We start from the raw sequence: 12,562 nt of genomic DNA on the forward strand, positions 1-12,562 counted from the left end.
TGGAATGGCTGTCCTTATCTTCTATCGTTATCCCTTCCGTTTTTAACGTAAAATCTGGATGCGCTCCCTTTAAATATCTCAGAGCACCACTTTTACCAAAAAAAGCCCAGCTCCATTTTAAAGCGAAGCTGAGCTTTTATCCTTACTCTCTGGAGAAATCGGTTCTGTCGGCACCTTCTTCTAAGTAGAAGCCTTCGACAGCTTTCGTATGCAGCACGACCCCGTCCTCAAGGAACCACCAGGAACCGCGGTCCAGTTGTTTCACAATAAACTCAGAAGCCTCCCTCTGATCCATCGCCTCACTTAAATCCAACTCATGCGTAATTACTCGTTTACTATCGAGCAAAAAGACTACCTGCCATTCTTTCTTACTTGCCATCGTACCACTCCTTTTATGTAAGATATTTACTCTTTACCCTCCCCACCTCTGCTTTAATCGTGAAATACGCAAAAGAAGCCGCGCCTTTAAAGGACGCGGCTTTATTATGTAATCAAGCTGGGGGAGGTGCGCCAGATGTTCGCCAGGAAGTTCTTCGACTTGATTTAATGGATCCAAGGAAAAACCAACGACTGAAAGTTAGGCAAGCGACAGGTATAAGACATCCCTCCAAATTTTATTATTAATCAGTTGTCCTGTCTTCACTCATAGTGTACCACTTGTCCAAAACTGAAAGTGTTAAGTCTTCGTTAAGACTGTATTTCTTTTTATTTATCTCATTCTATGCACAACGATTTACATTTAGAAGGACAATCCCTTACAATAATGAAAGTTATAAAACAAAGTAAACAAATAGGAATTAGGAGGTTTTAACTTATGGCTCAAGCTGTTTCTCAAACCAGCTACGAAAATCGGCCGTCTTCCACGGCTGTAGGCGAACTGGAACCAGTTCAAAAACCGTTCGTCTGGCTGGGTGTTCTTATATCTGCACTACTATTTATCACGATTGTTCAAGTCACAACATGGACGCAGGGCGTTCTTTTCGTTATAGGGTTAGCCTTTGGTCTAGCCTTGTTATACGCTCGTTTTGGTTTTACTTCTGCCTTTAGAAGATTAATTTCCGTTGGTAACGTGCAGGGGCTTCAGGCTCATATGCTTATGCTCGCCGTTGCTACCACGCTGTTTGCCATCATTTTAGCAACCGGCTTCAGCTTTACAGGCGTTGCACCGCAAGGGTATGTCTTTCCAGCCGGGTTAGCCGTCGTCGCTGGTTCCTTCATGTTCGGAATCGGCATGCAGATGGGATCCGGCTGCGCATCTGGTACACTCTATACGGTTGGCGGCGGTAAATCTTCCATGTTCCTAACGCTTCTTGGATTTATCGGAGGATCTGTACTCGGCGCCTATCACATAGGTTTCTGGCGCGACCTACCGTCCCTGCCGGCCATTTCTCTTGCAGAAAGCACAGGCTTAGGCTACTTCGGCGGCTGGGTTCTGCAGATTCTTATTTTTCTAGGGATCTACGGAGCGACCGTTAAATTTGCACGCAGGAAAAACCCGCCGCAAATGACACCGCTAACGACGACAAGCGGATGGAAGAAGCTCTGGAGAGGCGCTTGGCCGCTCCTTGTCGCTGCCGTTATTCTCGGAATACTGAATGCGATCACCCTGACGGTACGCGGCAATCCATGGGGCATCACCTCAGCCTTTGCCCTCTGGGGATCTAAATTCCTTCAGACCTTTGGTGTAGATGTCGCAAGCTGGACGTACTGGCAAGGTTCGGATGCTTTAAATAAAACGGTACTGGCTGATTCCACCAGCGTGATGAACTTCGGCATCATTCTTGGCGCTTTCATTGCCGCTTCCTTTCAGGGAAACTTTAAACCTGGAAAAATTAAACCCGGTATTGCAGCGGCTTCTATTATAGGCGGCGGCTTGATGGGGTACGGAGCCCGTCTGGCCTTTGGCTGTAACATCGGTGCTTATTTCGGCGGCATCGCCTCCTTCAGTCTGCACGGCTGGGTTTGGATGATTATGGCGCTTGCCGGCACGTATCTCGCCTTGTTTATCCGCCCGTTGTTTGGTTTGAAGAATCCTAGTCCGAAAGATTCCATGTGCTGATTCTCTAAGAAAAAGGCGCAGAGCTTTGTAATAAGCTCTGCGCCTTTTTTTACTAAATCCGGCCCTCTAGCTTAATAAACCTATTCTGAAAAATCATCACTATCGTTTAACAGAGATTATAGTTAATAGGGAGCATGTTTACAGAATAACCACGCCGACTAGAATCAATAGCGTGCTAACCAGTTTTCTTCGCGTTATTTTTTCGTTAAAAAATAAAATACCAAGCAGGGTTGTCGCTGCAATGGATACCCCTGACCAGACCGCGTAGGCGATCCCTACTTCAATATATTGAACCGAAAGGGTTAGAAAGTAAATACATAACCCAAACAGTACAAAGGATAGAAGACTTGGAAGAATACGTTTGAACCCAAGCGATAATTTCACAGTAACCTGGCCAAGAGCTGCCAGTATAAGCGCCGCAATTAGATAACCCATTTAAGAATGCACTCCTTTCATAGAACGACCTCTCGTATTGAGTCCATAAATGCCGGAAAGTATTAGCGCTACACCGACCATTTTTTGAAAACTTGTCGTTTCACCGAACAAAATAATACCGAGGATGGTGACTAACGCCGCCCCTCCACCTGACCATAAAGCATTTATCATTCCCAGTTCATGATTTTTCGTAATAATAATATATAAAGTCAATGCCAATAGATAGCTGAGAATGACGACCACACTGGCCGCTGCGTTTTCGAATCCGCTTGTGTACTTCATAAAAGTAGCTCCAATTACCTCTAAGATAATGGATAGTCCCAACAGAATATATACGTTTTTCATGATTGGACCTCCTTCTTCATCTGCTCTTATTAACAGAATAACGCCTGAATCCTTCGCAGAGGTAATACAAAAAATTTATGAAATCATAACTTTAAGTTATACTAAAAGTAAAATATAGAAGTTATTGTATGATGAAACCTTTTGTATCAGCCCTTCCATTACGATAAGTTATAGAAAAAGAAAGGAGAGCATCCTGTTGCTATTACACAAAATCAAGTACTTTTTGGAAATTGCTGAATGGAGAAGTTTTACGAAAGCAGCGGAAATATTTTATATTTCCCAGCCGGCTCTCAGCAAACAAATGAAGTTGCTGGAAGAGGAACTTGGCTTCCCTTTATTTGACCGGTCCGTGCGAGGTGTAGACTTAACAGACAAAGGGGATGCGCTTTATAAAGATTTAAAGCCCCTATTTGCCCAAATCGATCGAACCATTCATCATTATCGAGACCATGATCAAATCCGCTTCGGTTCCACTCCTATGATTAGCAGCTATTTTATTCACCGCCATTACGATAAACTCATCCAAACGAATTTTCATGTTACGACGATTAAAGACAACAGTCGGGATTTACTGCCTTTATTAGAAGCAGACGAAATTGACGCAGCGATCATTCAAGATGAGCCATCTTACTCGAACCTTTACTCGAAGTTTTTGTTCAGGGACAACTTTCTGGCAGCCGTTCCTCTTACCTCAAAACTTGCTTCCTTGGAAGAAGTATCTATCGAACAGTGCATGGAAGAACCACAAATTATTCCTCCAGAAGGCTCCCTCACCAGTCAGTTGAAAGCTATTATGGAGGAGAAGCAGTTCAAAGGAGAAACGATAGAAACCCAGTACCATGCCATGGCGGGACTCGTTTCTCTCGGACTTGGAATTGCTTATCTTCCTGAAATCATGGTGGAGCAGATTGAGTATAAAGGGGTCGTGTTTCTCCCTATTAAAGGGCAGCCATTGGCACGCAATATGTATTTATACGCAGTTACCTTACCGATCCTTGAATTTTTAGAAGGAAAATTAACGAATTAAGCGGCACGTAATGGATGTTATACCGAATGCTGCAGCATTCGGTATAATTTATTCCTACTTCAGTTTATTTAAAATGGGGGAATAGGGCCGTGCGACTCCTCAATCGGGCCGTCAGAAGAGCACAAAAAAAGACTTTGCCTCTATTGCAAAGTCCTTCTAAAAATCATGTGAGTGATTTCTTTTCAGCTTTAAGTGTTTCGACTTCTTCTTTTAAAGACTCCAATTCATCTAGTAACTTCACAACCATCTCATCGCTTTTCCGGAGTTCTTCTCCTAATGATTCGATCGCTTCCTCGTCCCAGATAAAAGGATTTCCATAGGAAGGGGTGATGGGCAGATTTTCATAAACGCTTCCCTCTTCCTCATCTGTCGGTTGAAAGTAAATGACTACTTCACAGCCGGCATCTCCTTTGGCAATCCGTTTTCTCAAATTAACTTTTCCATACCCCATGCGTCGCGCGGCGATGCCTCCAAAGACACTCGAGGTCATGGCGCATAGGTGAGGAGCATCCTTGACAACTTCTCCAAAAGGGCATCCTGTCGCTTTAACAATCACTTTGTCCGGATGTACTTCCGCGATTCGGAAATGGCCGCCAATAGAGTTTTTAATATCTACAATAACTTCGGCGTAGCGTTCCACAGACCACTGTTCATCTTTCTCGCTATAGAATGACTCAATCCATTCTCCTGTTCGAATACCTAATTGCCGTATATATTCTTCTGCATGTCTGCCGACTGTGCGTTCATGTAAGTGAGCATATTGAGTGATCAGTTTGGATAGGAACAATGTGCCGCTTAGTGACGATGTCATGCTGATTACCCTCCCTGTTAGACTTATTATATACCTCTCTATTACCAATTTGTAATTCGGATACTCTTAAATCTTAAAATAATTTCAATTATTTTCAAGATTTATATAAATAAGTTCTGACGCGCTTAATCCAGCTTATGAAGATGAATTATTAAAGTAATTAGTAGAGGGAACGCTCGTCATTTTGCATGTTATTATCCTTTTCAGAATAATAGTTCCAAGTGTAGTAAACAATCCAAAACACGACAATCGGTAAAAATGAGTACCATCTATATTCAATAGGGAGAAAAATTACTAGTAACACGGTCATTAATAAAAAGGGAGGCATCAGGATCCAGTATCGTTTATTTTTAAAATGGTTCATGAACATCCTTTTCCTTTCAACCTGAAAAAATTATGGACTTTTTCAATTGGATCGGTAGATATCAGCAAGTTTTCCGTCCTGCAAACCATCATGATTACGTTCTATTTTATTCTAAAAAAGAACCCGGGCATGTATTCACCCGGGCGACACTTCGATTACTTCACAATTTTCGCCGTAAACTGACGGCTTCGCGGGCCGTCAAATTCACAGAAATACAGTCCCTGCCATGTGCCGAGGACGAGATTTCCGTCCTCAATAATCAGCGTCTGGGAGTGGCCGACTGTACTCGTTTTCATGTGCGCAGCTGTATTCCCTTCGGCATGACGATCTTCTGCCATATCCCACGGGTAAACTTCCCTGAAGCGGCGCAGCATATCCGTTTTTACATCAGGATCGGCATTTTCATTTACCGTTAAGCCTGCTGTCGTATGCTTCGATGATACGATGACGACACCATCGGTTATCCCTTCATCTTTGATCCATTGTTCAACTTTAGACGTGACATCAATCATCTGGTCATGATTATCTGTTTTTACATCGAACGTTTTGATCATTAAGAGTCACCACCTATTTGCGAAGCTGCATGAGCTTCTAATTTTTCATATTTCGTCTGTTCTTCGGTAAAATCTTTCCGGTTTTCCACGTGAAAAGTGCGCGTATTCCAGTCGACCTGTACAGCGGCTTCATATACATTCGTTGCATTCCCTCTTAGCTGAATGGAGAAACTTTCCTTTTCTTTCTCAACCACACAGTTAACAAGTCCGCCTTTGTTAATGACCACAATCGGTTCGCCTGTTTCATTCGGTCCATGAATGGTAGAAACAAGAGAAGAAGCAGACATAGCCGTTCCGCAGGCATTGGTCAGACCAACGCCGCGTTCAAATGTCTGGACGAAAACTTTATTTTTTTCTAAGAGTTTCATAAAACTGACGTTCACACCGTTAGGGAACACTTCAGGTAACTGGTTCGCTTTTTCCCCCACATGGGCAAGCTCTTCCTGGTTAATGTCTTCCACAATGGCAACGATATGAGGGTTCGGTACGCTTAACGCCGTAAAGGTCAAATGCTCGGGCAGTCCCGGAATAGTCGTTTTCGAAGCCGGCTCGGTATCCACGCGGACCGGAAGCGAAGCAGGCACAAACGATACCGGTTCAATGGCGACTGAAAAAGTATCGATGCCTGGAAATATCTCTTCCACCTGACTAACAGCAAGCACCGCTTTTTCCGTCTCGACTGCAATATGGGTCTTATCCTCTTTTTCCAATACGTGTCTGGCCACACAGCGGAGGCCATTGCCGCACATTTCCGCTTCGGTGCCATCCGAATTAAACATACGCATTCTCGCTTCCGCTTTATCACTATCCATCACAAATAGGATACCATCAGAACCAATCCCATCGTTCCGGTCACATAATAAAATGGAAAGGTCCTCTCTTTCTTTTTCGGTAAACGTGTAACCATGCGTGAGCTCATCAATCAGGATAAAGTCATTGCCAGAGCCATGGCATTTAATAAATTGAATATCCAAAAACGTATCCCCCTGAAATCTAATTTTCTATTATCATAGCATATGTACAAGGGGATTATGAATGAATGAACTTCCTGCAGAACCCAGTTTGTCTTTCTAACAAGTTTACATACATCAATATTGCTTCCAATCAGGGGCGGCCGGCGTTTCACAACTCCTTTTAAGTGGAAGATGAAGTAAGGATAGTAAAGAAAGGATGATAGCATGACGGAACAAATGAATGCCGTAGGATTATATAAGCATTTACCCATTTCTGAAGATAACAGCCTGGTTGATGTCACCATAGACAAGCCCGAAGCTTCGGGTCGTGATATTCTCGTGAAAATTAAAGCCGTTTCTGTAAATCCAGTAGATACAAAAGTCCGTGCCAACGGAGAAGATGAAGAGGAGCCTAAAATTCTCGGTTATGATGCAGCAGGCGTCGTAGAGAGCGTTGGTGAAGACGTCACTTCTTTTGAGCCAGGTGATGAAGTGTATTACGCCGGCGTGATCAGTCGTCCAGGTACGAACAGCGACTATCACCTTGTAGATGAACGTATTGCTGCCAAGAAACCGCAGTCTCTGTCTTTCAGGGAAGCGGCCGCTTTGCCTTTAACAGGCCTGACCGCCTGGGAAGCTCTTTACGAAAGATTGGGAATCTCAACAGATGAAGATAAAAACAAAGGAAAATCCATCCTTATTATTGGTGCTGCAGGCGGAGTAGGTTCCATTGCCACCCAGCTTGCCAATGAAGCCGGCCTCACCGTTATCGGTACCGCTTCAAGAGAAGAGACCGTAAACTGGGCCAAAGACCACGGGGCTCATTACACCATTAACCATCGGAAGCCGCTTCCACAGCAGCTTCGAGAGTTAGAAATCGATGCAGTCGATTATATTTTCTGTTTAAGCTCTACAGCTGAACATTGGGACAACATGACCGAAGCCATAGCACCGCAAGGGAAAATCTGCAGCATTGTGGAAACAGAAGAACCCCTGGATCTTACCGCACTGCAGCAGAAAAGCGCTGCCTTTGTCTGGGAATTTATGTTCACCCGCCCGCTTTTCGAAACGGAAGATATGCAGGAACAGCAGCAGATTTTAACTCGAATCGCTGAAAAAATAGATAATAACTCTGTCCGAACCACTTTGACAGAAACGCTGACCGGCCTGAATGCCGAGCAGCTTCGTGAAGCTCATCGAAAAGTAGAAAGTGGAAAAATGATCGGGAAAGTTGTCGTAAAGGCAGAATAGCAAAATGAAACTTATAAAAGACAGGCTTGAGTGGTCACTCAAGCCTGTCTTTTATAAACTAACAATGTGTCAGTCTTTAGTATTCTCTAGACCACCAGTGATCCACGAAAGCCTCTGGCAGCGTAGTATGATTCTGCCCCGTTGTGATAGACAAAGACGTGATCGTAGCGACGATCGCAAAAAAGTGCTCCCCCGCGTTCTCTAATAGCTGACGGCGTTTGGACCCAGCTCGATGTTTTCTTATCAAACTCGCCCATTTTCTGTAACCCGCGATATTGTTCTTCGGTTAAGATCTCAATCCCCATGGAAGCTGCCATATCGATCGCACTGTTTTCAGGCTTGAATTTTTTTCTTGCCTCCAGCGCCTCACGGTCATAGCAAACGCTTCGGCGACCTTTAGGACTTTCCGATGCACAATCCATAAAAATGTAGGTGTCTTTCTTTTCATCATACCCTACAACGTCCGGTTCCCCGCCTGTTCTTTCCATCTCATTCAACGACCACAGTTTTTCAGAGTCAGCCTCGAGCTTCGCCTGAAGAGCATTCCATTCAAAGCCTTCATGGCGGTGCATGTTATGTTCAAAACGGTCCTTCAATACATTGAATAATTCTTCACTTTGATCCTTGGATAACATCTTTTTATTACTCTTTGTCATGGTTAGACCTCCTGAAATTCTGATAGGCTCATCCTAAACATAGCTTAAGATGAACGTCTCTTTCATCCATTATCTATAAAAAACGGAAAGCATGCCACTCTTGTTTGAAGGAATCTGTTTTTATGGGGGCACGATCACTCCAGCATACTTTTTTACTTTTTAAAGAGGAATTACTTTTGGTTAGGCGAATAAATGAGTAGGAAATACGAGCGGTTAAAAATAGCAGGAGGGGTTCTATGAGAGTATTAGTTCTTGGAGCAAGTGGCGCTACTGGTAAAGAAGTCGTCAGGCAATTGATTAAAAGGCAAATCAACACGCGCATTCTCATCAGGAAAACGGCCGTGCTTTCTGAAGATATACAAAACCATCCACTAGTGGAAACCATGCAGGGTAATATCAATGAATTAACCGACTCTGAAATGAGCGTCCTTTTGCACGGTTGTACGACCATTATCTCATGTCTTGGTCACAACGTTACCTTCAAAGGGATGTTTGGCAAACCTCGCTATTTGGTATTTGATACTATAAAAAGGATTACAGAGACTGTCAAAAAGGATCATTCTAAAAATATAAAGCTTATACTTATGAGTACAACCGCTTATACGAACCCCCTTTATCCGGAGAGAAGAATTCGATATCAGAAAGGATGGTCTTTTCCCTCCTCATGCTTATACTTCCTCCACATCGGGACAATGTCAAAGCTGCCAATTATCTGGTTATGACGACAGGTCACGAGCACAAAAATATCGATTGGATTGCTGTGCGCCCCGACTCTTTAATCAACGAAACAGAAGAGAGTTCCTATGAAATTTATGAATCCAAGGTAAGGAGTCCTTTATTTAATCCTGGGAAAACCAGCAGGATTAACGTAAGTCATTTTATGGCTGAACTAGTTACAGATGAAGCTAAATGGGAGCAGTGGCGGTTTAAAACGCCGGTGATCTACAATAAAGACTGCCTTTAATATTGGTTCTCCATTCGCTATACATTTTAAAACCGTATTAGGAACCTTTACTTAAAGAACGCAGATATTTCCAACATCTTCATAGAGATTTTCATAATTACGGGAAGACTAGAAATCAAGGTAATCTAGTCTTGAACTTCGTCTTCATCTTTGAGACTTTAACTACGGAAGAGGAAACCGGACTAATTCATAGGCATAGGCAAAGAACAATATCACTGCAACCACTGTTACCATAATCTTATGCTTCTTGAAATTGTCCAAAGCAAATAATGTAACCCCAGTTAAAGCCAGGGTATAAAACACGTAGTCAAACCATTCTGCTTTTATAATAAAAGTCTCAATAGTTGATAGCGTCAAAAAAAATATTAATGAAAAGAGATATACCCTATTAAAATTTTTATCTTTTTTTTGTGAGATTAAAGATCCCCGCCTTCTACTAGTTAAAGATTTGTACCCTTTACTTTAATAAAGAGCGACTAAAATACCCGCTAACAATCCTACTCTAAAAATACCACCTTTTTTCACTAATACTTTTATTGGATTTATTTTCAAAAATAAAAATGAAAGACATTGTGAGTATAATTGTAAAAATAACTATAAATATTACAAGAAACTTGGCATTTAGGAATGCTCCTTATCAAATAAGTTTCTACATTTGTTAGATATGGAAGTTTTACTTATCTATATTAGTTCTTCTTAACCTAACCTGCTACCTTGCTGAATAAATACTCTATATTTTTACAAAATCAACCTCATTTCAATTTCGTTTTCATTTTGTCCAACACTACTAAATCCTACTTTCTCATACACACGAATTGCAGCTTTGTTTTTCGAGTCTACAACTAACTTTACGATGCCAATGTTAGTGTTATAGTGTTGAATACCAAAATCTATCCCTTGTTGGACATAGTTTGCCCCTAACCCTTCGCCTACTAAATTAGGTTTTAGGGCTAAACCTATTTCCATAACGTTTCCGTTTGTGTTGAACTCAAATAAACCAGCAGCCTCATTATCTAATAATGCGACAAACCCGTCGCAACCACCAGGACCTTTTAATCTATCAGTTTCCTTTAATGACTCAAAATATGGAGTCATTACTACTTCTTCAATAAAGCCCTCATAATTCCATGAGTCAATTTCTTTTACAAACTCCATATTTATGGGAATAAATTTAAAACACAATTACACTTCACCTCTGACGATTTTTTCTACAACTAAGTGTTCTAATATTTATTAATTCTTTTACTGACCCATTTCTTTTCAACAAAACCGGAGTGGTTAGGACAAACATAGGAAATGGGATATTGCCACGATAATTATTTCAAAATACAACGAATAATTCAATTTTCATTTCTCATTATCTCGAATTCAAGTCTTCAACTAACCTGCGTATTTAACGGAAGACTCAGTTTCGAGATAATTAGTTCAAAATCAAATATAAACACTCAACTTTAACAGAGATTTTCATGCTAATTTTTTCACCCTACCATGTGAAAGTGATTTCCAAGTGGATCATTAAATAGTACAGTCCATTCTCTAGTCAAGTTCCTAGATGTAAGGCGTTGAGGCTACTTTCACTTTCGCTGTACGGGGGACTCTATTATTCAGAACTCAAACAATCTAATTGATATTCATCTGCATAAAAATGGACAACGGGAAAATAAAGCACGCTGCGAAGATTAAAAAAGCTGTTACATTCAATAGTTTATATATAAATAGATCTTCTCTTGAGATGCCTACCCCTGTTAGTACCATGCCAAAGATAGAGTAGGCTGGAAGTAGCATGAAGCTAATAAGAGCTACCATGGATGTGTCCGAGATAAAAAAGTAAATAACAATAAATCCAGTTATGAGTACCCAGGCCATTCCTTCCGCCAATTTAGTTATTCCACACATTGTAAACTCCTTTTAACAAGTTAGTTGTTTAACTAATATCAAGTAAAATTATCCGCTGCAACGATTCCCGCAAGGGTTATAGTAAATATACTAAAACCTTTTATTAGGATTTAAAGGTTTTCTACTTAGTTGCTTTATGCGCTAAGAATAAGCCGCCACCTGGTAACACCATAATGAGAAGCAATATAAATAGAAAACGTTCAATAAAAGTCCCTTCAGGTCCTTCCACTCTTAAAATAAATTATCCTGCGTGATGAGGCACAATAAGGATAGAGTGTGTCGCATAGAAAAATCCTCTTTTAGTTACACCGTCCTTCCATTCATATTAACACAACATTTTACATTAATTTACATTAAATGCGCTTTATTTTACTTCCAAACCTTTAAAGTATGATAGAAAATAACCTCAAAATGAAAAGAGAACAAGAGTCCCGGTATTTAGGACTTTTGTTCTCTTTTCCTCTAGTACTTTGGCACAACAAAAAATTATTAAGTTTTCCCTGTATATAACAAATCTTTGTAATGGAGACTTGATTTTATCTCATTTGCAAATGGTACATGATCAGCAATAACAAACTTCCAATTCTGTTCCTTTAGAAACTCTACTCTTTCTCTCCGTTCCTTTATTTCAATTAGATCTTCTAAAGAACGGGTAACTGGGCTTGGATTGTTTTTGGCTAATTGATTTCGATAATGGTTTCTAAAATCTTCTTCCGTACAATTGTTAACTTTTATAAAGTGTTTTATTAGCTTCTGCATGACAAGATTTCTTTTTTTGCGATCTTTAATTCTGAGCGCAGCATGTTGAATATGCTTTAAGTCATGACAGGATTTACATAGAGATTGTATATCGTTCAGGATCAACAGAAATTCTTCCTCGTCATACTCCCAAACTTCATGAGCCTGGAGATTTCCTTCATCTCGACAACCACATACCTCGCATGTAAAATCGCTTTGCTCCAGAACATGATTTCGAACGGAAGTCCATAAAGCACGTGGTATGGAGTCCCTTACCGTTTTGTTCTGAGCATAAGAAGGCTTTCGAATTTCGATTGTTAGCTTAAAATCAGCCATAATCCCCTCCATTTGAGACTACAATTCAACAGTAATTGTCTCTAACCTATTAGATTCTATCATTTTGTCTTTACGCGAATTCTAAAGTGGTAAAATTATTTAATTCTATTGATAAAGGCTATCGTACAAGCGTAATTGCTAGAATTTCATAGATTACTAATGTAAGAGATCTC

General features: G+C 41.0%; 16 protein-coding genes. 5 read left to right on the forward strand and 11 right to left on the reverse strand.

What is annotated here, in order from left to right; translation table 11 throughout:
• Nucleotides 1–142: 142 nt before the first annotated feature.
• Nucleotides 143–379 (reverse strand): hypothetical protein, encoded by a 237-nt coding sequence (locus ACTWP7_RS07435; protein WP_014642880.1) that lies wholly within the window; start codon nucleotides 377–379, stop codon nucleotides 143–145.
• A gap of 435 nt (nucleotides 380–814) precedes the next feature.
• On the opposite strand from ACTWP7_RS07435, the gene ACTWP7_RS07440 reads away from it, so the two are divergent.
• Complete coding sequence (locus tag ACTWP7_RS07440; RefSeq protein ID WP_443122637.1) at nucleotides 815–2,059, forward strand: YeeE/YedE family protein; 1,245 nt, start codon at nucleotides 815–817, stop codon at nucleotides 2,057–2,059.
• 138 nt (nucleotides 2,060–2,197) lie between these two features.
• Here ACTWP7_RS07440 and ACTWP7_RS07445 read toward each other — a convergent pair whose 3' ends face one another.
• Together ACTWP7_RS07445 and ACTWP7_RS07450 are read right to left on the reverse strand one after the other, a co-directional pair.
• Nucleotides 2,198–2,494: a DMT family transporter gene (locus ACTWP7_RS07445; RefSeq protein WP_014642878.1), complete on the reverse strand. Its 297-nt coding sequence runs from the start codon at nucleotides 2,492–2,494 to the stop codon at nucleotides 2,198–2,200.
• Nucleotides 2,495–2,839 (reverse strand): DMT family transporter, encoded by a 345-nt coding sequence (locus ACTWP7_RS07450; RefSeq protein ID WP_443122638.1) that lies wholly within the window; start codon nucleotides 2,837–2,839, stop codon nucleotides 2,495–2,497.
• Between the two features lie 196 nt (nucleotides 2,840–3,035).
• Here ACTWP7_RS07450 and ACTWP7_RS07455 point away from each other — a divergent pair, with 196 nt between their 5' ends.
• Nucleotides 3,036–3,866, forward strand: a complete 831-nt coding sequence (locus ACTWP7_RS07455) for a LysR family transcriptional regulator (RefSeq protein ID WP_443122639.1) — start codon at nucleotides 3,036–3,038, stop codon at nucleotides 3,864–3,866.
• A 163-nt stretch (nucleotides 3,867–4,029) separates the two neighbouring features.
• Here ACTWP7_RS07455 and ACTWP7_RS07460 read toward each other — a convergent pair whose 3' ends face one another.
• The 4 genes from ACTWP7_RS07460 to dapF all read right to left on the reverse strand — a co-directional run bounded on the left by ACTWP7_RS07460 (nucleotide 4,030) and on the right by dapF (nucleotide 6,569).
• On the reverse strand, nucleotides 4,030–4,677 hold the full coding sequence (locus tag ACTWP7_RS07460) for a methanogen output domain 1-containing protein (protein ID WP_443122640.1): 648 nt from the start codon (nucleotides 4,675–4,677) through the stop codon (nucleotides 4,030–4,032).
• A gap of 160 nt (nucleotides 4,678–4,837) precedes the next feature.
• A complete protein-coding gene (locus ACTWP7_RS07465) occupies nucleotides 4,838–5,041 on the reverse strand; it encodes a hypothetical protein (protein WP_443122641.1) in 204 nt (67 codons plus the stop codon).
• A gap of 155 nt (nucleotides 5,042–5,196) precedes the next feature.
• Nucleotides 5,197–5,595 carry a secondary thiamine-phosphate synthase enzyme YjbQ gene (locus ACTWP7_RS07470; RefSeq protein WP_443122642.1) on the reverse strand — a complete coding sequence of 133 codons (399 nt, stop codon included), beginning with the start codon at nucleotides 5,593–5,595 and terminating at the stop codon, nucleotides 5,197–5,199.
• Nucleotides 5,595–6,569: a diaminopimelate epimerase gene (gene dapF / locus ACTWP7_RS07475; RefSeq protein ID WP_443122643.1), complete on the reverse strand. Its 975-nt coding sequence runs from the start codon at nucleotides 6,567–6,569 to the stop codon at nucleotides 5,595–5,597. Before dapF ends, ACTWP7_RS07470 begins: the two co-directional genes overlap by 1 nt.
• A gap of 204 nt (nucleotides 6,570–6,773) precedes the next feature.
• Between dapF and ACTWP7_RS07480 the strand changes: the two genes are divergently transcribed.
• The gene (locus tag ACTWP7_RS07480) at nucleotides 6,774–7,799 is read left to right on the forward strand and encodes a zinc-binding alcohol dehydrogenase family protein (protein WP_443122644.1); all 1,026 of its coding nucleotides are present in this window, start codon (nucleotides 6,774–6,776) and stop codon (nucleotides 7,797–7,799) included.
• Nucleotides 7,800–7,885: 86 nt separating this feature from the next.
• On the opposite strand, the gene ACTWP7_RS07485 is transcribed toward ACTWP7_RS07480, so the two are convergent.
• Entirely contained in the window at nucleotides 7,886–8,455 is a 570-nt protein-coding gene (locus tag ACTWP7_RS07485) for a DUF4256 domain-containing protein (RefSeq protein WP_443122645.1), read from the reverse strand.
• A gap of 236 nt (nucleotides 8,456–8,691) precedes the next feature.
• Between ACTWP7_RS07485 and ACTWP7_RS07490 the strand changes: the two genes are divergently transcribed.
• Both ACTWP7_RS07490 and ACTWP7_RS07495 read left to right on the forward strand, forming a co-directional pair.
• Nucleotides 8,692–9,177, forward strand: coding sequence for an NAD(P)H-binding protein (locus ACTWP7_RS07490; protein ID WP_443122646.1), 486 nt, complete (start codon nucleotides 8,692–8,694; stop codon nucleotides 9,175–9,177).
• The gene (locus ACTWP7_RS07495) at nucleotides 9,174–9,419 is read left to right on the forward strand and encodes a hypothetical protein (protein WP_443122647.1); all 246 of its coding nucleotides are present in this window, start codon (nucleotides 9,174–9,176) and stop codon (nucleotides 9,417–9,419) included. The genes ACTWP7_RS07490 and ACTWP7_RS07495 overlap by 4 nt, the downstream gene beginning before the upstream one ends.
• Nucleotides 9,420–10,157: 738 nt before the next feature.
• On the opposite strand, the gene ACTWP7_RS07500 is transcribed toward ACTWP7_RS07495, so the two are convergent.
• From ACTWP7_RS07500 to ACTWP7_RS07510, 3 genes are all read right to left on the reverse strand, one after another.
• Complete coding sequence (locus ACTWP7_RS07500) at nucleotides 10,158–10,574, reverse strand: GNAT family N-acetyltransferase (RefSeq protein WP_443122648.1); 417 nt, start codon at nucleotides 10,572–10,574, stop codon at nucleotides 10,158–10,160.
• Between the two features lie 465 nt (nucleotides 10,575–11,039).
• A complete protein-coding gene (locus tag ACTWP7_RS07505; RefSeq protein WP_443122649.1) occupies nucleotides 11,040–11,315 on the reverse strand; it encodes a hypothetical protein in 276 nt (91 codons plus the stop codon).
• 489 nt (nucleotides 11,316–11,804) lie between these two features.
• Nucleotides 11,805–12,389: a hypothetical protein gene (locus ACTWP7_RS07510; RefSeq protein ID WP_443122650.1), complete on the reverse strand. Its 585-nt coding sequence runs from the start codon at nucleotides 12,387–12,389 to the stop codon at nucleotides 11,805–11,807.
• Between the last annotated feature and the right edge of the window lie 173 nt (nucleotides 12,390–12,562).

It is taken from the genome of Halobacillus sp. B29 (assembly GCF_052246755.1).
Lineage (GTDB): Bacteria > Bacillota > Bacilli > Bacillales > Halobacillaceae > Halobacillus > Halobacillus halophilus.

Coding starts and splice junctions, on each gene's coding strand:
- ACTWP7_RS07435 (WP_014642880.1), bottom strand. CDS start 379: ATGGCAAGTAAGAAAGAATGGCAGGTAGTCTTTTTGCTCGATAGTAAA.
- ACTWP7_RS07440 (WP_443122637.1), top strand. CDS start 815: ATGGCTCAAGCTGTTTCTCAAACCAGCTACGAAAATCGGCCGTCTTCC.
- ACTWP7_RS07445 (WP_014642878.1), bottom strand. CDS start 2,494: ATGGGTTATCTAATTGCGGCGCTTATACTGGCAGCTCTTGGCCAGGTT.
- ACTWP7_RS07450 (WP_443122638.1), bottom strand. CDS start 2,839: ATGAAAAACGTATATATTCTGTTGGGACTATCCATTATCTTAGAGGTA.
- ACTWP7_RS07460 (WP_443122640.1), bottom strand. CDS start 4,677: ATGACATCGTCACTAAGCGGCACATTGTTCCTATCCAAACTGATCACT.
- ACTWP7_RS07465 (WP_443122641.1), bottom strand. CDS start 5,041: ATGAACCATTTTAAAAATAAACGATACTGGATCCTGATGCCTCCCTTT.
- ACTWP7_RS07470 (WP_443122642.1), bottom strand. CDS start 5,595: ATGATCAAAACGTTCGATGTAAAAACAGATAATCATGACCAGATGATT.
- ACTWP7_RS07480 (WP_443122644.1), top strand. CDS start 6,774: ATGACGGAACAAATGAATGCCGTAGGATTATATAAGCATTTACCCATT.
- ACTWP7_RS07485 (WP_443122645.1), bottom strand. CDS start 8,455: ATGACAAAGAGTAATAAAAAGATGTTATCCAAGGATCAAAGTGAAGAA.
- ACTWP7_RS07490 (WP_443122646.1), top strand. CDS start 8,692: ATGAGAGTATTAGTTCTTGGAGCAAGTGGCGCTACTGGTAAAGAAGTC.
- ACTWP7_RS07495 (WP_443122647.1), top strand. CDS start 9,174: ATGACGACAGGTCACGAGCACAAAAATATCGATTGGATTGCTGTGCGC.
- ACTWP7_RS07500 (WP_443122648.1), bottom strand. CDS start 10,574: ATGGAGTTTGTAAAAGAAATTGACTCATGGAATTATGAGGGCTTTATT.
- ACTWP7_RS07505 (WP_443122649.1), bottom strand. CDS start 11,315: ATGTGTGGAATAACTAAATTGGCGGAAGGAATGGCCTGGGTACTCATA.
- ACTWP7_RS07510 (WP_443122650.1), bottom strand. CDS start 12,389: ATGGCTGATTTTAAGCTAACAATCGAAATTCGAAAGCCTTCTTATGCT.